The 21,307-nt window shown below is 70.0% G+C and carries 19 protein-coding genes and 3 pseudogenes; 11 read left to right on the top strand and 11 right to left on the bottom strand.

Annotation, left to right across the window (positions count from 1 at the left end; genetic code table 11):
• The first annotated feature begins 138 nt into the window (after window positions 1–138).
• From FHS42_RS35235 to FHS42_RS35250, 4 genes are all read left to right on the top strand, one after another.
• On the top strand, window positions 139–822 hold the full coding sequence (locus tag FHS42_RS35235; RefSeq protein WP_221477180.1) for a hypothetical protein: 684 nt from the start codon (window positions 139–141) through the stop codon (window positions 820–822).
• Between the two features lie 221 nt (window positions 823–1,043).
• Window positions 1,044–2,138, top strand: a complete 1,095-nt coding sequence (locus tag FHS42_RS35240) for a barstar family protein (RefSeq protein ID WP_184580300.1) — start codon at window positions 1,044–1,046, stop codon at window positions 2,136–2,138.
• A 252-nt stretch (window positions 2,139–2,390) separates the two neighbouring features.
• A complete protein-coding gene (locus FHS42_RS35245) occupies window positions 2,391–3,257 on the top strand; it encodes a hypothetical protein (RefSeq protein ID WP_184580302.1) in 867 nt (288 codons plus the stop codon).
• 28 nt (window positions 3,258–3,285) lie between these two features.
• On the top strand, window positions 3,286–4,242 hold the full coding sequence (locus FHS42_RS35250; protein ID WP_184580304.1) for an RNA-binding protein: 957 nt from the start codon (window positions 3,286–3,288) through the stop codon (window positions 4,240–4,242).
• A gap of 53 nt (window positions 4,243–4,295) precedes the next feature.
• On the opposite strand, the pseudogene FHS42_RS35255 reads toward FHS42_RS35250, so the two are convergent.
• The 4 genes and pseudogenes from FHS42_RS35255 to FHS42_RS35270 form a co-directional block, all read right to left on the bottom strand.
• Window positions 4,296–4,730, bottom strand: a pseudogene (locus tag FHS42_RS35255) (DNA polymerase III subunit alpha); the annotation flags it as partial.
• 252 nt (window positions 4,731–4,982) lie between these two features.
• Window positions 4,983–5,348, bottom strand: a complete 366-nt coding sequence (locus FHS42_RS35260) for a nuclear transport factor 2 family protein (RefSeq protein ID WP_184580306.1) — start codon at window positions 5,346–5,348, stop codon at window positions 4,983–4,985.
• Between the two features lie 206 nt (window positions 5,349–5,554).
• A pseudogene (locus FHS42_RS35265) lies at window positions 5,555–7,054 on the bottom strand (DNA polymerase III subunit alpha); the annotation flags it as partial.
• Between the two features lie 210 nt (window positions 7,055–7,264).
• Complete coding sequence (locus FHS42_RS35270) at window positions 7,265–8,647, bottom strand: IS110 family RNA-guided transposase (RefSeq protein WP_184580308.1); 1,383 nt, start codon at window positions 8,645–8,647, stop codon at window positions 7,265–7,267.
• Window positions 8,648–8,778: 131 nt separating this feature from the next.
• Between FHS42_RS35270 and FHS42_RS35275 the strand changes: the two genes are divergently transcribed.
• Window positions 8,779–9,096, top strand: coding sequence for an XRE family transcriptional regulator (locus FHS42_RS35275; RefSeq protein ID WP_184580310.1), 318 nt, complete (start codon window positions 8,779–8,781; stop codon window positions 9,094–9,096).
• An 86-nt stretch (window positions 9,097–9,182) separates the two neighbouring features.
• Here the strand turns inward: FHS42_RS35275 and FHS42_RS35280 are convergent, their stop codons facing one another.
• Entirely contained in the window at window positions 9,183–9,725 is a 543-nt protein-coding gene (locus tag FHS42_RS35280; RefSeq protein WP_184580312.1) for a hypothetical protein, read from the bottom strand.
• 223 nt (window positions 9,726–9,948) lie between these two features.
• On the opposite strand from FHS42_RS35280, the gene FHS42_RS35285 reads away from it, so the two are divergent.
• Window positions 9,949–10,881, top strand: a complete 933-nt coding sequence (locus FHS42_RS35285; protein ID WP_312867175.1) for an ATP-dependent DNA ligase — start codon at window positions 9,949–9,951, stop codon at window positions 10,879–10,881.
• Between the two features lie 159 nt (window positions 10,882–11,040).
• Here FHS42_RS35285 and FHS42_RS35290 read toward each other — a convergent pair whose 3' ends face one another.
• Window positions 11,041–11,886 carry a hypothetical protein gene (locus tag FHS42_RS35290; RefSeq protein WP_184580314.1) on the bottom strand — a complete coding sequence of 282 codons (846 nt, stop codon included), beginning with the start codon at window positions 11,884–11,886 and terminating at the stop codon, window positions 11,041–11,043.
• A gap of 537 nt (window positions 11,887–12,423) precedes the next feature.
• The gene (locus tag FHS42_RS35295) at window positions 12,424–12,936 is read right to left on the bottom strand and encodes a hypothetical protein (RefSeq protein WP_184580316.1); all 513 of its coding nucleotides are present in this window, start codon (window positions 12,934–12,936) and stop codon (window positions 12,424–12,426) included.
• Window positions 12,937–13,491: 555 nt separating this feature from the next.
• On the opposite strand from FHS42_RS35295, the gene FHS42_RS35300 reads away from it, so the two are divergent.
• The 4 genes and pseudogenes from FHS42_RS35300 to FHS42_RS35315 all read left to right on the top strand — a co-directional run bounded on the left by FHS42_RS35300 (window position 13,492) and on the right by FHS42_RS35315 (window position 15,712).
• On the top strand, window positions 13,492–14,442 hold the full coding sequence (locus FHS42_RS35300; RefSeq protein ID WP_221477181.1) for a DUF6192 family protein: 951 nt from the start codon (window positions 13,492–13,494) through the stop codon (window positions 14,440–14,442).
• Window positions 14,367–14,657 (top strand): annotated as a pseudogene (locus FHS42_RS35305) (DinB family protein); the annotation flags it as partial. The gene FHS42_RS35300 and the pseudogene FHS42_RS35305, both read left to right, overlap by 76 nt.
• A 191-nt stretch (window positions 14,658–14,848) precedes the next feature.
• Window positions 14,849–15,307: a lamin tail domain-containing protein gene (locus tag FHS42_RS35310; protein ID WP_184580318.1), complete on the top strand. Its 459-nt coding sequence runs from the start codon at window positions 14,849–14,851 to the stop codon at window positions 15,305–15,307.
• 231 nt (window positions 15,308–15,538) lie between these two features.
• Window positions 15,539–15,712 (top strand): CsbD family protein, encoded by a 174-nt coding sequence (locus tag FHS42_RS35315; RefSeq protein ID WP_184580320.1) that lies wholly within the window; start codon window positions 15,539–15,541, stop codon window positions 15,710–15,712.
• A gap of 278 nt (window positions 15,713–15,990) precedes the next feature.
• Here the strand turns inward: FHS42_RS35315 and FHS42_RS35320 are convergent, their stop codons facing one another.
• Entirely contained in the window at window positions 15,991–17,130 is a 1,140-nt protein-coding gene (locus tag FHS42_RS35320; RefSeq protein WP_184580322.1) for a GNAT family N-acetyltransferase, read from the bottom strand.
• 59 nt (window positions 17,131–17,189) lie between these two features.
• Here FHS42_RS35320 and FHS42_RS35325 point away from each other — a divergent pair, with 59 nt between their 5' ends.
• A complete protein-coding gene (locus tag FHS42_RS35325) occupies window positions 17,190–18,449 on the top strand; it encodes an MFS transporter (RefSeq protein ID WP_184580324.1) in 1,260 nt (419 codons plus the stop codon).
• Here FHS42_RS35325 and FHS42_RS35330 read toward each other — a convergent pair.
• The 3 genes from FHS42_RS35330 to FHS42_RS35340 are packed head-to-tail and all read right to left on the bottom strand — an operon-like array spanning window position 18,353 to window position 21,224.
• Complete coding sequence (locus FHS42_RS35330) at window positions 18,353–19,192, bottom strand: sulfotransferase-like domain-containing protein (RefSeq protein WP_184580326.1); 840 nt, start codon at window positions 19,190–19,192, stop codon at window positions 18,353–18,355. The genes FHS42_RS35325 and FHS42_RS35330 overlap by 97 nt on opposite strands.
• Window positions 19,189–20,508 (bottom strand): diaminopimelate decarboxylase family protein, encoded by a 1,320-nt coding sequence (locus tag FHS42_RS35335; RefSeq protein ID WP_184580328.1) that lies wholly within the window; start codon window positions 20,506–20,508, stop codon window positions 19,189–19,191. The genes FHS42_RS35330 and FHS42_RS35335 overlap by 4 nt, the downstream gene beginning before the upstream one ends.
• A complete protein-coding gene (locus FHS42_RS35340) occupies window positions 20,505–21,224 on the bottom strand; it encodes a 2OG-Fe dioxygenase family protein (RefSeq protein ID WP_184580330.1) in 720 nt (239 codons plus the stop codon). Before FHS42_RS35340 ends, FHS42_RS35335 begins: the two co-directional genes overlap by 4 nt.
• Window positions 21,225–21,307: the final 83 nt, after the last annotated feature.

Consider the following 21,307-nt stretch of genomic DNA (forward strand, 5'->3'; position numbering starts at 1 on the left):
TTGGGCTGCTCGGGGTTGCTCGGCGGGAAGGGGGGATTCTTGTCCGGCCTGGTCGGCGGCCCGGTGGAGGGGCCGCCGGGTGGCGGCTTGGACGTGGGCCCAGGAGACGGGCGCCTGAGCTCGGGGAACGTCGTCGTCATGCCGGAAAAGTACCGCTGGCTTCATCGCTCCGCCGGGGCGTTGCCGGGATTGGCCGGATCATGGCGGGACAGCGTGGGCCGCCCCCCTCTCCTCACCGCGGTCGTCGAGCAGGCCGAGGCCCTGCAGGCCAGCCTCCATGGTGAGCGGCAAGTGGACCGGCTGTACGAGTCGTTCATCCCCGAGCGGGCTGGCCATGCAGTGGCCGATCTGGTCGGCGGTGGTGGCCGGTCGGCGCCCACGCTTCCCGGCTTCCCCGACCCGGGACACCCGATTAACCGTGCCTTCCCCCAGGGCAGCGGAATGCGCATCCAGCCCGGTCGTGAGGCTGAGTTCACCCGGTTGTCGAGCGACCGGTTCGCGGTACACACCAAAGCCATTGCCTTCGGGGACACAGTCCTTGCTCTCCTCGTCGAGCACCGGGCCGCAGGCGTCGCACCGCAGCCGGGACGGCTGCGCGGCGCCGGGCGCTGGGTGAGCCGTGAGCAGCAGTTGGTGCCCGACCGAGCGAAATGGCCGGGCAAGCTCGACGTCTTTCAGACTGCGACGCTGGCCGGGCTCGGCTGGCTGGTGCTCACATGCACCGGGCTTCCGCCCACCTTCGGGCAACGAGCCGACCTCGGTCCCACTTCACCCTGTTGTTCGTGGCGGCCGGCCTCATCGCCTGCACCGGGACCGGATTGATCGTCCGGCACGGACCGAAGCTGCTCACCGCACCCGGCCCCCGGATCGTGGTGCCCGGGCTCGTCACCGGCTTGATGGCATTCGTGGTGTGGCAGGGGCAAGGACCCGTATCCGAGTACTACTTCGCCGCAGTTTGTGTGCAAGTGGTCAATGACCGTGGCCTTCAATCATCGCGGCCGACTACGGGGGAAATGCCCTCGCCGTGAGGACCTGGCCCCGGCATGATTCCCACCGTGTACGAAGACAAGGACGATCGCGGGCGAATGCGGTACACGCTGTCTGAGACGGAACACGGGCAGGCCTGGGGCGCTTGTGCCGAGGCGGAAGGGCTGTTCGGGGAACCTCAGCGCGGGACCTATGAGCTTTTCGGCTGGGTTCCGCAAGCAGAAGTGAGCGGCTGGGTCGGCAACAGAGTGTGGCTGGTGCCGGATGACGATCCTCTTGAACCCTGGCTGCTGCAGGACGCGGAGACCCTGGGGCAGGTCCTTGGGACAGACGGTCTCGTACTCACTGGTCTGGACGACTACGAAGGTTCACCTGAGGGACACAGGGGGCGCGTTCGGGTGCACGACGGGCGCCGCTGGCTGGGCTCCTGCCGGGAATTCACCCGCATCATGTCGCCCGAGCAGATACCTGCACCAATTGTCCTGCGAGGGCTCGCGCCGAGTGATCAGCTCAGGGCGGCACTGGCGAAGGGCACCCGACGGGCCCTGGACCTGGAGGGGGCCGCGCTGGAGTTACGGGACGGCCACGGAGAGCTGCTCACCGATCGGCTGCTGTGGACCACGATCCGTGCCTGGCGCCCGTACTCCTTCGAGGCGGACCTGATCGATCTTGAACTCGACGGGGCCCGCTTCACACCGGTCCCCGAATACGCCCGGTCGATCTGGGAGCGGTGGCTCGCCGGACCACCGGCCGCCGTGAATACCTGGGCCGGTCTCGACACCCGCTGCCGCGGGGCCTGGCATGACCTTGTACGCGAGCGGGGCTGCCGACGATCTCACCGTGACCGGCCAGCCGGTCACGCCTACGAACTCGACGGCCGGTACATCACCGACGAACCAGCCCTCTACCTGGCGCTCGGCGAAGCGGTCAACGGACCCGGCGGCTACTTCGGCGGCTGCCTCGCCGCCCTCGACGACTGCCTGCGCGGCACCTTCGGCTACGCCGCCCCCGCCACCTTGCTCTGGCGAGACGCCGCGACCGCGCGCGACCACCTGTCCCACGCCCTGACACCGGACGGCCAGCCCTACAACTTGTTCACCACAGTCCTTGAAACCCTGGCCGAGGGCGGCATGGACGTCACCCTGGCATGATCCGCTGTCCGATCCCTCTGACGCTTGTTCTGCGCAAGCGCTCCGGTTGGCCAACCGTGCCAACTGGAGCACTCAGCTGCACCTGAAATGGCTTGTCCCAAGGTTGGTTGTCGACCAGGATCACCTCATGACGACCAGAAAGGGCCATGCCTTCTAGGCACCCCGCTCCGCTCTCCACCGCTCGCGCACCGCCGTCGCCGCACCGCAGTGCCCGATGGCCGTGACCGACCGCCCACTCGGGAGAGCCCACCCGTGCAGAAGACCGTCCTCGTTCCCTACGCCCACCTGCCCAAAGCGCACCACGACCACCACGTCCTGACCAGTACCGTCGACGTTCTCGGCGCCGCCCACTGGCTGCTTGCCGACCGTGTTCCGCAGCCTGGCGACGCTGCCCAGCCCTTCGACGCGCTGGTCGTTTCCGTCGATCCGGACGGCAACGCCGAACTCACCGAGCTGAGCGCCGTGCGAGCCCGTTGGCCGCACCTGGATCGCCTGCCCGACGGCGGGTTCGTCGTCGCCGCGTCTCGCGCCCGCCGATACGAGGACGCGAACCAGGTCCAGGTCTTCGACGCGCTGGGCCGTGAGACCTCGTCCTTCTCCGTCGGGGACGCCATCGAGCACCTGCTCGTGGACGAGGCCAGCCGTATCTGGGTCGGGCACTTCGACGAGAACCCGGTGGGAATCCGCTGCTGGAGCGCCACGGGCCGACTCACTTGGACATCAGACGACGCCGGCATCCCCGGCCTCTTCGACTGCTACGCCCTGAATGTGTCGGGCACCACCGCCTGGGCGTGCCCGTACACGGACTTCCCGCTCGTTGAGATACGCCCCGACCGCACCCATCGGCCCGTGAGGGTGTGGGGGAACCGCGTACGGGGCGCCAAAGCGGTGGCCGTTCACGGTGAGCGGGTCGCCTTCTACGGTGGCTACGGCGAAGAGCGGGACCGACTCGCCCACGGAGAGATCATGGAGACATCCGTCGAGCCAACGGACGTCGGCCTGCTCACCCTGCGCGATGGCTCTGCCCCAGGCCGTCGGCGGGTTGTCGGCCGAGGAAGCAGGATCTACGGCCAGGCCGAGCCGTTCACCACCTGGGGCGTGTTCGACCTCAGCAGCTGATCCCCTTTCTGACTTCGCAGGGAGCGACGTGCCGCCGTCCTTTGTCCACCGGATCACCAAGTACGACCCGGCCGACCGTGACGAACACGGCCACTACACCGGTGCCGAGGAGGCGGTCAGTGACCATGGGCCGGTCGAAGCCGCGTACCTCGCGGCGATCGCCGCCTTCGCGGAGGCCTCGGGTATCGAGCGGCTGGAGATCCGCGAGCCCGCAGTCACCGGTTTCGTTTTCGTCCACTTCGGCGTGGAGCCGTCGGATGCAGGACACGGCCTCGGCGATCTCTTCCCGCCCGATCTCGCCGGCTACCACGACGGGGCCGAGGTTTCCCTTCCGGTCGCTCTGGAGCTGATCCGGGTCATGCTCCGTGACCAAGGTGCCTGGTGCCGTCTGGAGGCTGGGGACGTGTTCACCGTGCATGTCGGGTGGGACCAGTACGTATACGTGGGCAGCGACCGGCTCTGCGTGGACGCCGCGGCCCGTACACGGGAACTCGGTCTCTTCCCGAACCCGATGGCGACCTCCCTCTACGCGGCGGAGCTGGAGGAGCCGGACGTGACGGAGGCGGCCGACGAGGGGTTCTGGGCGCGCGTGCGCACGGCGCTGGCCTCACAGAAGGCGGTGCTCCTGGAGGAGGGCTACGTCCGCAACGCCGCACGCTTCCACCGCCTCACACCGCAGAACCTCGACGCGGTGCGTACCGGTCTCAACCCGCGCGCCCTGCTGACCGTCTGGCCGGACCTGAACCCCGATGTCCGCGCGGTCTTCGCCACGCTGCCAGAGGACGGATCCACGGAGTTCGTCTGGGAGACACAGGACGGGACGATCAGACACGCGGTCGTCGACGACACCGAATACCAAGAACTCGCCACCCTGGTGGTCGACTCTCGAGCGGCCTGCGCCCTACCCGTATACCTCGACGAACGCCACCCACTTCTTTGCGCCGCCCTGCCCGATAACGACGGCGTGCTGCGCGCACGGTGGTGACCCCACTGGTCATCGAGTTCAGCCGGAGATGCGCCCGCTGTCTCGTGAGACATCTAAAGATGTGGTGAACCGAGGCTGGTGTAGCCGAGCGCCTTGAGGTCGGCGGATCGGGTTCCGGCGGGTTCGAGATCCGCGTACGGGTGTAGTCGTGCTCCTGCCGTTCCGTTCGCGAGGGTGCGTTGGGGCACCTGGGCAGGAGTCGGCTGCGGTGTGCGCTGGCCGAGGATGCGCAGAGCGGCTTCCGGTCCGTGATCGCGGCGGGCGGCGGCGAGTTCGTCGAGATCCCAGACCATCGACCCGACCACAGTGCGGCGCGGCCCCCGGCGTTGTACCGTGCTGCGGACCAGGAGCAGGCCGGCGTGGAAGACGGTGTGGGCGCACTGGTCGTGGGAGTCCTCGAAGAACGCGACGTCGACCAGGCCGGAGCCGTCCTCGAGGCTGGCGAAGATCACACGGCGGCCGGAGGCCAGGGGCGGGGTCTGGGCCGAGTCCGGCCTCGGCGCACCCGTTGACATCGACCAACTTCAACGCCGCATCACCCTCCTCGAGCAGGAGGTCGCCGCCAAGCAAGGCGAACTCGACGAGCGGACAGAGGAGTTGGAGGCAGCCCGGGCCGCGAACCGGGAGCTGACCCGGGCCCTCAATCACCGGCCTTGATCCGCGACAGACCACCGTCCGATCTGGCGCTCAGGTCACCCCACATCGGTTCTCGGCGGCCTTCGGCCGCCGAGAACCGATGCTCAGCTCGTCAAAGTGCCCTGGTGGAAGTACATGCGCCAGCCCGTTTCCGTCAGACGCCAGAGTGAGCTCCGCCAAGCACGGCGTCCTCGGTTATCGGCGAAGTACGTGAGATGAACGATGCCGGGAGCGAGCACAACCCCTGTCATCTCGCTGACCATCACCGGAGACTCTGGGACCACGGAACCCGCGCTCGTCACCGTGAGGATCGAGGTCGCGTCCCAGCGTCGTCCCGATGCTCCGATCTCGGTGAACTCCGGGTCCAGAAGCTCCGAGACCAGGGTTGGCGAAGCACGCACGTCGGGGTCCAGAAGCCGCATCTCTGCAGCGATGGCCGCCTGAACGGCTTGCTCGCTCTCGTCTGCCATGCCCGAACCCTACGGACGCCCTTCATCTCAGCACAGCGAATATCTGACGCGCACGAGGCAGCGGCCGTGTTTCTCCGCGACATCGACGAAGCCACACAGCGGATCAACGGATCGAGCGCTAGCACCACAGGTGTCGTGATGAATAGAATCAGCTACCAAGTCGCTGAGCTGCATCAACGTGAGCCAGGCCCCACGGCAACAGCTTCGACCCCCAGAGAAGCTGCGTCCTCCTTGTCGCCTTGGACCATCGGGTATTGGCCGCCGGGCGTGGACTGAACCGGCAGCCGGTCGAGCAGGGATCGGTTGCTGAGGATCACGCCGCACGGGTGCATCGCCATGCCCCGCGGCAGGGCGTCGAGGCCCTCGGCGAGCTCCCACAACGGCCTGAACTGCCCCGTCTCTGCGGCGTGTTGCCGCACCTCTGGCAGCTCGGCCAAGGCGGAGGTGATGTCACAGGCGCGGATGTGGGGAAACGACTTGGCGATCTTGTCCACGGTCTGGGGTGTGATGCTGAGCGCTAGGCCGGTGTCGCGCAGGGCATGACGTGCCCGGTAGGTCTCGGGCATGCCGGTCACCGCGACCCGGTCCGTCCCAAATCGCTTGATGATCCTGTCGTACACCTCGAGCCGGCGTGCCGACTCCACGTCGATGTCGATGTCGGGCAACGAGCTGCGACGTTCGCTGAGGAAACCGCTCGAACAGCAGCCGGTGCTCCAGCGGGTTCGCGGTGGCCACGAACAACGAGTGGTTGACCATGCTTCCGGCCCCCGAGCCGCGGGCAGCGACCCGAATACCCATCGCTCGGATGTCCGTGACCACCTGGGCGACTGCGAGGAAGTAGGCCTCGAAGCCCAGTCGGCCGATGATGCCGAGCTCGTAGGCGAGCTGGTCCATCGCACGCTTGTCGAGGTCCAGGCCGCGGGCGACCATGCCGGACTCGCAGCGCTGCCTCAGCAGCCGCATCGCTCCGTCCGGCACCGCCTCCGCACCCACCACCTCGGCCTCGGGGAAGTGGGGGTGCCGATCACGAGGTCCTGCACGGGATCGAGCGTGCAGGCATCCGCGACGGCGAGCGTGTCGGCGATCAGGCGCTGCGCCCGCCGCGTACCGGTGCCGGCAGCGTCGGCCACTCTCTCCGCGATCGCCGTCAGGTCGGCGGCGGGCTTGAGCCAGCGCTCGCCACAGTCCAGCTGGCGCCGGTCCACCCGCCGCAGCAACCGTGCGGCATCCAACACGTCCGCGATCCGGTGCTGGTCCGAGTCCGCGTAGCGCGGACGGCGTTGGTCAGGACGGCCGGGATCGCGAGGCGGTCAGCGAGAGTGAACGTGTGCGCGGCCAGGCGCACGGAGCCCGGCCCGGTGCCGGACAGCCCCCCAGCACACCACCTCTAGACGCAGGCCCGCGCCCACGGCCTGCCGCCAAGGTTCCAAGAGCCGTTCGGCGAGGTCCGCGCGATCGGCGGACAGAGCACGCAGCGGTTCGGAGACCGGACCGAGCAGCACCATCAGGCCCTCGCCGGCGTACTGGTCGAGGTGATCCCATGACGCCGTGGGCGGCGCGCCGGTGGGGAACGCTGCGGCGTGCCCGGCGGAGACCATTCGGCACAGCCTGTCCCCAGCCATGCGCGTCCCGCTCGACAGCGACGACCGGCATGGGCGTTGGCCTTTGCTCCGTCCGCCACGTGAAGTGCTCCTGGTTCGGCCCGGCCGCAGCAACCGGTGGAGGGCCGCCGGTCCGGCTTTGCGGGTGGTGTGAGGCGGGTGGGCGGTGCGGCCGCCATTCCCACGTAGGGGCTCGCGGGCCCTGGCGTGAACGGGCGTACCGCACGCCCACCCGCCTCTCCCGCCCGAGCCGAGGGCGGGGGCCTTCGCCGCTGAGCGGCGGACGCCTCCGTTCTCGGACCAACGGTCTGCCGGTCAGGCCGCCCGGGGACGGCCGAGGACGTGCCGGTAGATCGTCTGGGTGCTGACGTCGAGGACCTTGGCCACTCCCGTGACGGTGGCGCCGGGCTCGGCAAGCAGCTCTTGGGCGTGGCTGATCTCGTTCGGGTCCAGTGGACTTCGCCGCTGCAGCGCGGAGGCGCCGGCCTGCAGCGGGTCGTAGCTGAAGGCGATCGCGTCGTCGTACGGCAGGCCGGCGGACATGCACCGGTACAGGCACAGGACCAGCCGGCGGCCGACCTTGCGCAGGGCGGTGGCGTGCGCGTCGCCGGCGGCACGCCGGCGGTAGTAGTAGTGCTGCGCCCCTGGTGACTGCATGGCCAGGCTGAAGGCGGCGGTGTGCAGTGTGCTGCGCAGGCGGACGGAGGAGGCTCGGCGGAAGGCCACGCGGATGGTGGCCCCGGATGCCCAGGTGAGCGGGGCGACGCCCGCGTAGGCGGCCAGGGAGCGGCCGCTGCCGAAGCGCTCTTGCGGCCGGTCCCCTATCTCCGCGAGTAGGTAGGCGCCGAGGACGGGGCCGATCCCCGGAATCTGGGCGGTGAGCGGGTAGTGCCGCTGGCGGGCGTAGTGCGCGTGCATGTCCTTCTCCAGGGCCGCAGCTCGGTCGATCGCACGGTCCAGGACGCCGACCAGGTCCCTGATCCGCACCGACTCGGCGTCCTCTACCTGCGGGTCGAGGAGCATGACGGGGCGGCAGAACAACAGGTGCAGCCGCTCGGCCTCAGCGTTCACCGTCCGGGTCCGGCCCGCCTGCTGCAGGAGTTGGGACAGCTGGGCCCGGGTGAGACGGCTGGCGGCGCGTGGCCCGGGGGCGGTGGCCAGCACCGCCCTGGCCTGCGCGTTGCGCAGCCCGCCGAGCCTGGACGGCCAGGCCGCGGCCGCCGCGGGCCAGATCCGGGTCAGTGCGGCGCGCAGGCTGTGGGCGGCTTCCACGCGAGCCGCGACGGCGGCGCGGTGCGCATGGGTTAGGGTCCGCAGCGCCTGGGCGTCGGGACTGCTGTCGACTACCGGGCGGGAAACCCCGGTGCGGACCATAGCGGCGAGCATCTGGGCGTCTGCCCGGTCGGATTTCGCGATCCCCAGAGCGCTGCGGTGGCGGGCCGCGCGCGTGGGATCGACGTGGACCACGGCCATGCCGGCCGCGGCCAGGGCGCGCGCGAAGAGGATGCCGGTGTCTTCGATCCCGGTGACGGCGGAGCGCCAGCGCCGCTCCAGCGGTGCGAGGAACGCGAGGTACTCGGCCACCGGGTCGGGGCTGTCGGTGTAGACGATGCGGCGTTCGGCGATCACGGCGCCGGCCTCGTTGAGCGCCGCGAAGTCGAGCCATTTGTCCGACCAGTCGCATCCGACGAACAGCACCGCGCGAACACCCCCTCAATCGATCAGTGGTAGAAAAAACTACCACCCGGGATAGCGCGAGTCACACACGAGGATCAGCGAAAATGGGGCGTTCGAGGCATCAGGCACTGACAGTTACAGCGGGGTGGGAGATGGCGCGGGAGGTGATCCCCCGGGACCACCTCGCCCAGGGCGAATGGCCAGCCGGTGACCTGGCGGCCGACGCACCTCCCGGTGCTCACCTCGGCCAGGCCCTCGCGAAGAGTCTGGCCGGGGCCATGGCCCAGCGAGGTCTGGGTGTCCGCGAGCTCGCCCGGCTGGCCCAGGCGAGCCACCCCACGGTCAAGGCAGTGCTGGACGGAACCCGGCTTCCCGCCACTCACACGGTCCTCCTTCTGGAACTCGCGCTGGACCTCCCGCTGTATCCGGCGGGCCTCTTCGAGCAGCTCCGGCCCCCAGAAGCCAACTAACCCCGGCGGCCAGCCCGGCGCTCCCGGCTCCAGCAGCGCGGGGTCGGGCTGACGCGGCCTGAGCTACACATCGTCCGACCCTGTCCTCAACTACGCTCGGCATGCCCAGCTCGGCGAGGAGTGTCGCGCGCGCTTCGGCGGTCCGCATCGGGCCCGTGTACGGCCGTTGCCTCATGACGGCAGAGGGCGGGCACCTTCGGGCTGGGGTACACCTCGGCGAGTTTCGCCTCAAGTTCGGCCTGCGGGTGGGGGACGTCGGCCATCGGGTCCTCGGTGTCGTAGTTGGCCGGGGTCTGCTTAACGATGACCGTCGTCTCGTACGGCTCGTCGACCCAGTCGCCATGCGGGTGCCAGCTGCACGCGAGGAGGGCGGCGGTGGCCGCGGCCTTCGACTGGTCGCGGTCGCCTCCGGACGGGACGTCGAGGGTTTCCTCCACCTCGATGTCCGCGGTGACGCGAACTTCCCAGTAGCCCTCGCAGACCGGGGTGGGATCGTCCTCGCCGACCCGTTCGTCGGCCTGGACAGTGAGATACATCTGGGGTCTCTCAGCCCAGGTCAGATGGGCGCGGTGCTGGACGTCGGCCATGGTGACGGTTCCCTCCGCGGCGGTACGGGGCGTGGTACGCACCCGCGCACGCGGGAGCACACGGCTCCCGGCCCTGTGCGGTGAGGGAGCCGATGGGCTACAGCAGCCGAAATGCCGTATAGACGATGGTGCTTCGCTCCTCGCCCCGGGCCGCGAGGCCGCCCCCAGGCGCCTCCCCTGACTCAGGGGTCGAAGTGGAAGGCGATGCCTCGGCCTTCCGCGCGGCGCGCGGACGGGCGGGGCTCGAAAGGCGTAGGAGTGGAGAGTGCACCTCTCACCGCCGGTCGAGCCCATGCTGGCCCGCTCCGTTGCGACGCTGCCGGCACCCGGGGCAAGGCCGATGTTGTTCGAACAGAAGGCCGACGGGTTCCGCGTCCTCGTGTTCACCGGCCCCAAGCCGTACCTCCAGTCCAGGCGCGGCGCCGATCTCGGCCCGGCCTTCCCTGAGATCACCCGGGCGGCGGCCGCGCTCGGCGTCGAGGCGGTCATCGACGCCGAGCTGGTGGTCTGGCACGAGGGCAGGCTGGACTTCACTGCACTGCAGCACCGCGCCCGGCTCCGCGGCGCCAAGGCCGAGCGCGCCGCCCGGGAGCAGCCCGCCCACCTGATCACGTTCGATGTGCTCGAGGCCGGTGCCGTCCTCATGGACCAGCCCCTGCACCAGCGCAGGAGCACGCTGGGCAGCCTCTTCGCCTCCCGCGGGCTCGCCGCGCCCTGGGCGCTGTGCACGCAGACCGCCGATGCCACGATGGGCCGCACCTGGCTGGACCCGGCGTGGGCAGCGGCGGGCGTCGAGGGCTTGATGATCAAGGATTCCGGCTCCCGGTACCGGCCCGGAGAGCGAGGGTGGCTAAAGCTGAGGAGGCGTATGACGGCTGAGGCCCTCATCGGTGCGGTCACCGGAGCCGTTCACGCGCCGCACAGTCTCCTGTTCGGCCGCCTCGACCCTGCGGGCCGGCTCCGGCTGATCGCCCGTTCCACCCCACTGTCCCGGCCCGCCGCAGCCGAGTTGGGCGCCGTCCTGCATCCTGCCGGGCCGGAGCACCCCTGGTACGGTCGGCGCTTCTCAGCCGGGTGGGGCAGCTGGTCTTCCATCCGGTCGAACCTGACCTCGTCGCCGAGATCGATGTCGATACCGCCGTGGATCTCGGTACCTACCGGCACCCCGTGCGCTACCTGCGACTTCGTGACGACATGACCCCGAGAGACGTCTAGGCCGTCTAGGTTCCCGGCTGCTGGGCGCCAGCCAGCCCAGCCTGATGGCGCCGGCGCTTCAGGCGATGCCCGCGCGAACGAGGCGTAAGAGGGTGGTCATCCACGAACCCACCCCCTCGCGGCCCTCTGTGGCCACGGCAGGTCAGAACAGGACGGGCCGGGGCTGGAAGAAGTAGCCGGCCTTCTTGGCTGTGGTGATGGCCGCCGCGGCCGGGCTGTCTCCGTCGGCCGGGATGTGCGGATAGACGCAGTCGACAAGGTCGTACGACTGCGCGTCGCCGCATCCGGAGCCGACCATCGCGCAGACCGGCGAACTGTCTTCGCCGGCCTCAGTCCACACGCCGGGCCAGTCGGGATGCTGCTCGGTCACATGCGCGGCGCAGTGCCGGCACTGGACCTTCTGTTCCTTGCCGGTCAGCCGTCTGGCGGGCCGTGCCTGGGTCGCGTCGACGACGTGCGGCACCCTTTGCGGCGAGTCCATTCCGGGCAGAAGCGAACGTTCGCAGGACGGCCCGAACTCGTTCTCCACGCTGACCCACACGTCCGGCCAGTGCGGGTGCCGGTTGGTGACCGGCATACCGCAGCCGGCGCAGCTGTGCGCCTCCAGACCGTGCGCCTGGAACAGGGCGAAGGTCTCTTCCGGCAGAGGGTCGCAGAAGCCGCCGGGGCTATGGGCGAGTGGTGGGAGGGCGAACAGCGGCAGGTCCTTCTCCGCAAGCCGTACGTCCTGCCAGGTCTCCAGCCCGGCCAGGGGCACACTCTGTGTCCAGCCGACGCGGGGCACGCTGGTGGTCGACGGCCGCGGTTCGACCTCAAGGTCGGGGCGGCGCAGCCCTGCGGGCACATACTCGGACAGGGCCCGGCGCAGCTGCTCGACGGCCTGGTCCTGGTCCTCGGCGCTCAGCCAAGACGTCTTCACCAGCTCCCGTAGGTAGCCCCGTGGGTACAGCGTCACCTCGTAGCGCCAGCCGTCCTCACCCCGGCGCAAGGCCCGTTCGTACTCACCGGAGTCGTCGAACGCAAAGCACGACAGGAGACCGCCGGCGTCCTGCGCCGCTACGAGCGCTTCGCTGACCGTCGTGAAGGAGTCGGTGAAGTCACCCCACGGCGTGCTTTTCGGCCCGTCTGCCGCGCCTGCCCCAGCTGATCCGCGCGTGGAAGCCCGGCGCTTTGGCGGCCGTCGTGGAAGTGCCGCCCAACGCCAACGAGAAGATCTTTGTGGGAGCGGTGGCAGGGGACACAGACCGGCACCCAGCTCCGGTCGAACGGCCTGGCTGGGGCAGGGCCTGCCGGTCAGCGCCTCAGGGGCGGCTGTTCCTCGGCCGGAGCCGCTCGAACGCACGGCTGAGCACATAAGTGTGTACGCGATGGTGCATGACGAAGTCGTACGTGACTGATCACGTCCCGTACTCCCCCTTTGGTCGAGGTGGGCCAGGGCCCACAGGGCGGCGGCGCGCCGGGCGGACGTCCAGATCCCGGTGGTCGGGGCAGTAACGGCTCGTCGCCGTTGACGGCCCGCCCCGTGTCAGGTGTCGTCGTGCGCGAAAAAGTACAAGACGGACGCTAGGCGACCCAGCACCTGCTCCAGCGCGTGGACATGGTCGCGCAGGGCTCGGGAGACGTGCGCCCGTTCCCAGGCGCTGACGGACTGGTCCAAGCGCACGCCCCACAGGCGTTCGAGTTCGGCGGCGGCGGGCGCTATGTCTTCCAGTGCGAGCGCGGTGGAACTCAGAGCCATTTCCAGTGGATCGGCCCCCGTTGTCGACAGGGGATGCACTCCCTGCACCGTACGGATGGTGGCGGCGACGTGTGCGATCCGTACCACGCGCTGGATCCACGCCTCGCGCGCCGTGGCTTCAGCGGTGGGGACAGCGGGGGCGTCGGGTGGAGCGATCAGGGCGGGGTGCAGTGCATGCGCGGTGCGTTGGTGGGGGCTTTGCCATTCCCACAGGCCGGCAGTGGTCGCCAGGGCGAGGCGGTTGATCTGTTCGTCGGCGTAGGCGAGGGTTCTCCGCCACTGCGGTTGCGCCCCCTGCACGCCGGCTGACCGCAAATCCCTAAGTGCCTGTTTTCGATCCCGGGTTTTGAGTAGCTTTGTGCCCTAGGCTGGCTGGGTGTCCGAGGACGCCGGGCAGGCTGTGGAGCGTGCGTGCGAGGGGTGTGGGAGTCGACTGAGGCCGGGTGCTCCGCCTCGGGCGAGGTTCTGCTCTACGGCGTGTCGTGCCAGGCAGTGGCGTCGTGACCTGCGGTTGCGCAAGCGGGTGGCTGCGGAACTGGGTGGCGCCGGTCGGGCCGAGTGCCCCGAGTGCGGGACTACTTGGGTCGCCGGGGTGGACCGCCGTTCGAGCGCGATCTACTGCTCGCGGCGATGCGTCACGAGGGCCTGGCGGGCCCGAAAGGAATCGTTCGGCGAACGGTCACAGTGACCGCAACGCGAACGCACCCGAATCGCATCTTCGATCAGATTCCGGTCATTCACGGTCGATCGTTGTGATCTTAGGATTTCCGGACTGACTCTCGGTCGAGAGGCGGGCTGCGTCTTGCCGCGGCCCTAAGTGCCGTGCCACAGCCCGTAGTTGAGGGTGAGAAGCCCATGACCGAAGAGATTGAGAGCGCCGACAAGGTCGGCAGCGTCAGCGTGAACCGGTACGCGGAGATCGTGGCCGAGCTGCGGAAACTGGTGGAGACCGCCAGCCGGATCCAGTTCACGGTCGGCGACTACGCACTCGAAGTCGAGCCGATGCGCGAGGCTGGCGGCCAGGAGCGGAGCGACGCGCTGTTCAGGGTCAAGGACTCGTTGTTCCGCCTGGCCGAGGACATCGGGCTGTCCTACGCGATGGTGGACAAGGCCCGGTGGACCGCGTCGAAGTGGCCGAAGGACCGGCGGGTTGCAGGAGTGTCGTTCACGGTCCACAACATCCTCGCGGCCATCGCCGACGACGAGGAACGGTTCACCACCATCCTCAACCCGCCTGAGGGCAAGTCCCGTTGGACGCCGGACGAGGCCAACCGGCGGGTCGGACGCCAGGTCGTCAAGCCCGTCACCCCGCAGGAGAAGGTCAGCGCGATCCACTCGCTCGCCAAGGACGACGAGGTCGCGGGACGTGTCACCGGCGACCTGCTGCGGCGGCCGGCGGTGGTCGCGCAGGTCAGGGACGAGGACAAGGTCCGGGTCGTGGAGGAACTGACCCGCGAGGACCAGGTCGCGGCCGCGGTCGCCCCGGACTTCCTGCGCCGCCCCGCGGTCGTCGCCCGGGTCGCCAAGGCGGACAAGGTGAAGGTCGTCGAGGAGCTGACCCGCGACGAACACGTCGCGGCCGAGGTGACCACCGGCCTGCTGCGCAGGCCGGACGTCGCCTTCAAGGCCATGAGCGACGACACGGCCCGCCACCAGGTCAACCGGGCCCAGGTCGACCAGGGCCGGCAGGCCCGCGAGCACTTCGAGGAGACCAGCCCCGTCGCCCCGCAATCCGCTGGTACTTCGACGGCCAGGACTTCGACGCCGAGGCGTTCGCCTACGCGAGGACCGCTGACGAGGCGCTAAAACAGCTCGATGAGATGTATGGGAGATGGAACGCGGGGGTCCGCGAACTCTCGGACGCCGACCTAGACAATCCGCCCGCGATGGGTCCCGAGCGGTTTCCCATGGAGAACAGGGTCCTGCACGTCAACAGGGAGCTGATCCATCACGGCGCCGAAATTTCCCTGCTGCGCGACCTCTACCGCTGGCAGGACGGAGCCGCACCGCACCGAATATGAGCCGGGTGCGGTGCCAAGCGGCAGTCGACCAGCCGCTCCCGCCACCCAGACCCCGCCGTTCGAATTCTGAGCTGGGCAAACGCCCAGACGCCGCAGGTGGTCATGTCATGCCCAGCTCAGAAACAGGCACTTAGTGTGATCACCACACCGGGCCCCTAGGGGGTGCCCGGCCGTGAATGAAGGATGTCTGGATGCCAACGCTCTCCATACGCACCGCCGCCTGCGCCGCCGCCGTGGCAGGGGCCGTGCTGGTCCCGCTGCTGCCCGCTCAGGCCCAAGCAGCAGGCTCCGTGCACCTGCACAAGATCTACTACGACAGCCCCGGCAAGGACGACCGGTCCACCAGGAGCCTGAACGCCGAGTACGTGCAGATCAAGAACTCGACCAGCCGCGGCGTGAACCTCCGGGGCTGGACGCTCACCGACGCCTCGCGGCACAAGTACACCTTCGGCACGTTCACGCTGGGCGCCGGCAAGACGGTGACGGTCCGCACCGGGCGCGGCAAGGACAGCGCGTCCACGAAGTACCAAAACCGTCGGGCGTACGTGTGGAACAACGACCGGGACACGGCGACGCTGCGGAAGTCCTCCGGTAGCCGCGTGGACACCTGCTCGTACAACTCCACCCGCTACGACTACAAGAACTGCTGATCCGTCCCGGATCAGCGGGCCCGTCCGCTCGCGCGCCGGGCGGACGGGCCCGCCGGAGCGTCACGGCCACCATGCCGCGCGCGCCCTTCGCGGGAGTGAGCGTCCACACGACCCCACACGTCACGACACACCCACCGACCACAGCCGCCACCCCCGGGCCGGGTTTGAACCCTCCGATGACGGTCAGACGGTAGGTGTCCCCAATGTCCAGTACAGCAAGGTGTGAGTGACATGGCTGCCGACAAGAAGACCGAGGCCAAGACCGAGCAGGCCAAGGGCAAGGTCAAGGAAGGCGCCGGGCGCGCTGTGGGCAACGAGCGCCTCACCGCGGAGGGCCGGGCCGACCAGACCAAGGGGGACGCCCGTCAGGCGAAGGAAAAGATCAAGGACGTCCTCGACGACTGACGTCACCACTGGCGCCGCCCCTCCCCCACGCTTCTGGGCCCTCGCGGGCTACCGGCCCGCGAGGGCCCAGCGCTGCCCCGTGCGACCGGCGCGCCCGCACAGCGGGGCGGGGCGGCGACCGGCCGCCCGCGCGCGCCCGGAACACGGCGGTCCGCGTCGAACATGTCCGCGCGCCCCGCGATCGCCGCGCTGGTGGAGCACGGTACGGCCGGCCGCCCGCGGGGAAGTCCTGGCGGTGAGCGCGCGCTGAGCGCGTGCGCACTCCGCGTGGCCACCGACTACCCCGCGGCGACATGGTGGGCGAAGGCGTCGTGCAGGCCGGGAGCGAGGCCCTTGACGTAGGCGTACTGTCGCACGAGTCGGCAGCCCCGGCGGCGCTTGGCCTCCTCGGTGCCGACCGAGTAGTGGATGACGCGCACGCCCAGCGCCCGGGCCCGCTCGATCAGGTGGTAGAACAGCAGGCCGAAGTAGACCGGTAGGCCCTCGGTCGCCTCGTAGTCGAAGCCCGCGGTGCGCACGTACAACTCCTCGCGGCGGCGGAAGTACAACAGGGAGCCGACCGCGTGGCCCTCCAGGCGGGCGAACTCCAGCCCCGCGTGGTCACCCGCCTGCCGGGCGACCGCCTCGCGCAGCCGCCGCACCGCACGGTCGTCGAACGTCTTGTACTTCCGGTTGAGCCGCGCCTCCAGCCGGTCGGCCTCCTCCCGTGCCGCCGGGTCGAGCTCACGGGACTCGTACCGCACGCCGGCCGCCGCCAGGCGCTTCATCTCCCGTCGTACGTTGTTGCGCATGTTCGTGGTGAGGGGGTGCCGGCCCGACCCGCGGACGTACGCGTCGAAGCCCTCGTCCGGTACGTCCAGCACGGCGGCGCCGTGGTGCGGGAAGGAGACGTACCCCCGCTCCGCGAGGGCCTGCCGCAGCGGGGCGTCGTCCTCGTCCACGTACAGCATTCCAACGCTCCGCAGAGCCCGGTCCCGGGCGGCCTCCTCCGCCCCGCCGAGCAGATCGTGCGCGGCTTCCCGCTCGCCGGCGGCGCCGCGTTCCAGCGCTGCCGCGCCCACGCGGGTGTGCGCCGGATTCCTGCCGCCGAGAAAGAGCGCCGGCATGAGGGAGGCGGCGACGCGCGCCCCTTCCCCCGACGCGCAGGATTCGATGAATCTGGTTGCCAGGAATTCCACCCGACAGAACGGAAAAGGCGATTCCGCGGCCATCGGGTAGCACGGCAGGGTGGCGAAGCGTGTTCCGCCGGAAATTGTCGAGCGTAGATAGAAAGGCGGCATGTCGGCCGTTTCCTCGGCCACCCGCAACCAGGGTAGTGAGGCATAGAATCCATGCGCGCCCAGCGACGCTTCCCACTCGGCTTCGTTCAGTTCGCGGACGCTGCGCAACTCCTCGCACGCGCCTACTCGCCATGCCATGAAAACGCCCGCTTTCTGTTGTCTTGACGCTGCGTCCTTCGCGCTGGTTGACTCCGGCCATGCCGACTACGGAAGCGCTGATGCAGCGGGTCCTGGGTGCCGAGATTCCGCAGCCCGCGCGGCGGCCCCTCCTGTCCATCGGCGTCAATTTCGCGGCGCTTTCGGTGTTCGCCACGTTTTTCGGGCCGTGGCTGGTGGGCGAGTTGGGCGCCACCACGGGAGAGGCTTCCACCGCCTACATCGCGGCCGGTCTCTCCGGCGTCGCGGGCGGCTACCTGGGGGGCCGGATCACCGACCGGTTCGGCCCGCGCCCCGCGGTCCTCCTCGGCTCCGCCGGACAGGCCGTCGGATGCGCGGTACTGCTGCTGCCCGGCATCGGGGCGCGCACGGCGTGCGCGGTGCTCGTCGCGGTCACCTTCCTCCAGCCCCTGCGCGGCGTGGCACAGCGCATCGCGCTGGTGGACGCCGCCCCGGACATACCCAGCGAGGGGCTCTTCGCCGGTTACCGCCTGGTGATCAACGTGGCCACCTTCGCGGGCCCGCTGCTGGGAGCCGGGCTCGTCGTCCACGGGTGGTGGCTGCTGCACCTTGAGGTCACCCTCCTGTACGCCCTGTCGCTGCTCACCGCGCTCCGCGTCCCCTACCGTCCCCCCGCCGCGGCGCGACCGGTGGCGCGAGGTCGGAGCCGTTCCACCGCGCTCGGCGACTGGCGGCTGTACGCCCTGATGCTCGCCGCCACCTCCGCCTGGACGGTGGTCTACATGTACGAGACCGTCCTGCCCATCGCTCTGACCCAGAGCTACGGGTTCTCCCCCGCCACCTGGGGCGTCGTCTACGCCCTTGGCCCGGTGCTGGTCGTACTGCTGCAACTGCGCGTCAGCCGCTGGACGGCGGGCGTCTCCCCCCGGCTGCGCCTCACCGCGGGCACCGCCGTGATGGGCGCGGCGTTTCTGGTCCTCCCGCTGAGCGCGGCCCTGTGGGCGGTGGTCATCGTGGTGATCACCTTCCTGATCGGCGACATGGTGTGGGGGCCGGCGAGCGAGGACGCGCCGCTGCGCCTGGCCCCGGCGCAGCATCGCGGCGCGTACGTCGGTGTGCTGACTGCCAGCATCTGGTTGGGCAGCGCCCTGGCACCCGGGGTGGGCCTCCCGCTCCGGGAGGCCCACGGCGACACCGTGCTGTGGGGGGTGGTGTTCGGTCTCGCGCTGCTGTCCGGCGCGGTCTACGTGGCGACCGACCTGCTGGCCACGGGCCGGGCCGGCTCTAAGGCCGCTCCCGAGACGGACGCCGGCACGGCGAACGGCGTCAACTCCTCGTAGATCTCCACCGCCCGTTCGTACTGCGCCCGCCGCTCGGGCGGCACCACGATCCGCGCGTCGTCGTCCGGCGGCAGGATGGTGTGGCTGGCCTCCAGCGTCTTGTGCCACTTCGCCTGCGACTCCTCCTCGCCCTCGGACCAGCGGCGGATGCGCCCGTCCTGCCAGTCCAGCATCGAGCGCTGGAACGGCAGCCGCACACGCCCGCAGTAGTGCCGCAGCACCGCCTCGGGGTGGCGCCGGAAGACGTCACCCTCCACCACCACCGGTGGGTGGCCGAGTTCCTCCACCACCCGGGTGAACAGCGCGTGCAGCGCCGTGTAGCCGAACTCCTCCTCGGTGAAGTCGGGCTTCAGCGGTGTCAGTGAGGGCAGTACCCGCTTGGGGTGTCGGATGATGAAGGTGTTGACGGCCCGGCTCAACAGGTCGTCGCTCAGGTAGGGGCCGGCCTGGAAGGCCAGGTCCTTGACGAACACCACCGGTGCCGCCACCGACAGCACCTGTTCGCTGGCGGCCCGCCCGTCGTAGCTCGCCGACTCCGACAGATCACCGTAGCGGTGGGATCGCCGGTGGGGGCCGAAGTAGTAGCAGTCCGTGAACGGTTCGTGAACGACGTCGGTGTCGGTGCGGCACGCGAACGTCTTCTCGAAGGCCGTGGACACCGAGCGGGGAACCGCCCAGAGTCCGACGACCTGGGTACAGCGGCCGCCCGTGTCGGGCGCGCCTAACGCGCTATCCTGGCTCAACTGGTCTCCCCAGGTTGCTGGGCGAACTGGAAGATGTCGTCGTCCGTCTCCGCGCGCCACACGAGTGCGGCGTCCCCGCCGCTGACCGCGACGACCGCCGCACGCGGCTGGTTGAAGCTGGTGGCACGCGTGATGCTGTAGGCCCCGGCGTCCCGTACGGCGACGAAGTCCCCGCGGCGGATGTCCTGGGGCAGCCGGGCGTCGAGGGAGAAGACGTCGCCCTCGTAGCAGAGCGGCCCGCCGAGGAAGTACGAGGCGTCCGGTGTCTCGCTGCGCAGCGCCTCGTAGCGGTGCCGTTCCGCCACCCCGGCCGTCGGCAGCAGGTTCAGCCCGCCATCCAGCAGCACCCAGGTCCCCGGTGCGGTGCGCTTGACGGCGGCGACCCGGGTGAGCAACGTCATCGCGTCGGACACGACAGCCCGACCCGGCTCCCAGCACACGCGCAGGTGCGCGAGGCCGTGCCGGCCGAGCAGGTCCCGCACCCCTGCCGCGAGCCGGGCGGGGGTGAAGCGCTCCTGCTCCGCGGGCTCCTCCCGCGCCGCCTGAATCTGGCTGAGGCCGGCCACGGCTCCCTTGAACCGCCGGATGCCCGGTACGCCGAAGCCTCCCCCCAGGTTCAGCAGCTCCAGCGGCGCCGTCTGGCTTGTCGCTGCGGCCCAGACGATGACGCTCTCCAGCGCCTCCAGCAGGGCGGGCACGCTGGTGATCTGGGAACCGAGGTGGCAGTGCAGACCGGTCAGCCGCAGCTCCGGACGCCCCTGGATGGCCTTGACGAGCCGGTCGGCGTCGCCGGAGGCCAGTGGCCAACCGAACTTGGACGGGGTGGTGCGCCGCGGCAGCGGCGGCGGGCCCGCGTAGACGTCCTGCGGCGGGAAGACGCGCAGCCCCACCGGCAAGGGCTCGCCCCGGGCGCCGGCCGACTCCGCCACCGTGTCGATCTCCTCCTCGCCGTCGATGTTGACGTACACGCCACGGCTGGCCGCCTCGCGCAGCTCTTCGGCGGTCTTCACCGGTCCGTTGAAGACGATGCGCTCCGGCGCGAACCCGGCGCGCAACGCGGCGCGCAGTTCGTATCCGGAGACCACGTCCACCCCGAAACCGTGCTCGCGGACGACCTCCGTCACCGCCGGAAGGTGGTTGGTCTTCAGCGAGTACAGCGTCGTGTCCGGGGCCAGTTCGCGTGCCAGACGGGTCAGGTTGGCGCGTAGCCGGTCCAGGTCGAGGACGTAGAGTGGCGTGCCCCAGCGCGCGCCGAGCGCGGCGAGATCAGGCGCGCCCGACGCCCCGGGGCCGAAGGCGTCCGGCGTGGGACTCACACCGCCCCCGGGACGGAAGCGCCGCCGTCACCGGCGAGGGCCAGGCGTTCGAACTCCTCGCCGTACTTGCGGTGCTCCCAGTCGTTGACGGCGACGATCCACAGGTCGCGGTGGCCGCCGGTCTCGTCCTCGGCCACGATGTCCGTCGCGTTGTGCCACATCGCGTCGTCGTCGTACACCAGCGCCTGGTTGGGTTGGAGGGTGACCTCGAAGAAGGGTTCACCGCCGCCGGTAGGCATGAGCTGGTTGGTACCACCGGTGATGTTGTGGCGGCCGAAGACCGCGAGCATGCCGTAGTCGTGCCCGTCGCGGTGCGGCCCCTCGGGCACGGAGACGCCCTTGATGTCGGGTGCGGAGATGACCCGACATTGGTGCACGTTGAGTTGCCAGGAACGGCCGCGGTCCAGGCCCAGGGCCCTGGCGCCGGCGTCGATCTGCCGCGTGGGGTCGATGCGCAGGGGCGCGAACGGCCGCTGGACGCCGCCCACCAGCCCGTTGACCACGCGGGGCTGGAGGAAGGGCCGGTGTGGCAGCAGCTCCAGCCTCCAGGCGTCGCTGCCTTGGTCGTAGTCCATCCTGAACTGCGAGAAGCGGCGGAACCGCTGGCGGCCACCGGTGAAGTCGTCGGGCGGAAGCGTCTCGAACTCGGCGAGTACGTCGGGCTCTGGAGCTGGTAGGTCGATCACGCGGTACTTGCCGTCCCAGGGGTTGGCCATGACCACGAGTCCTTTCGTCGGTGACGTGCGTGTTTCGTCGGTGACGTGGAGGGCTGCGACGGACGTCCGACCCGGTGGCTCCT

The organism is Streptomyces zagrosensis (genome assembly GCF_014203645.1).
Lineage (GTDB): Bacteria > Actinomycetota > Actinomycetes > Streptomycetales > Streptomycetaceae > Streptomyces > Streptomyces zagrosensis.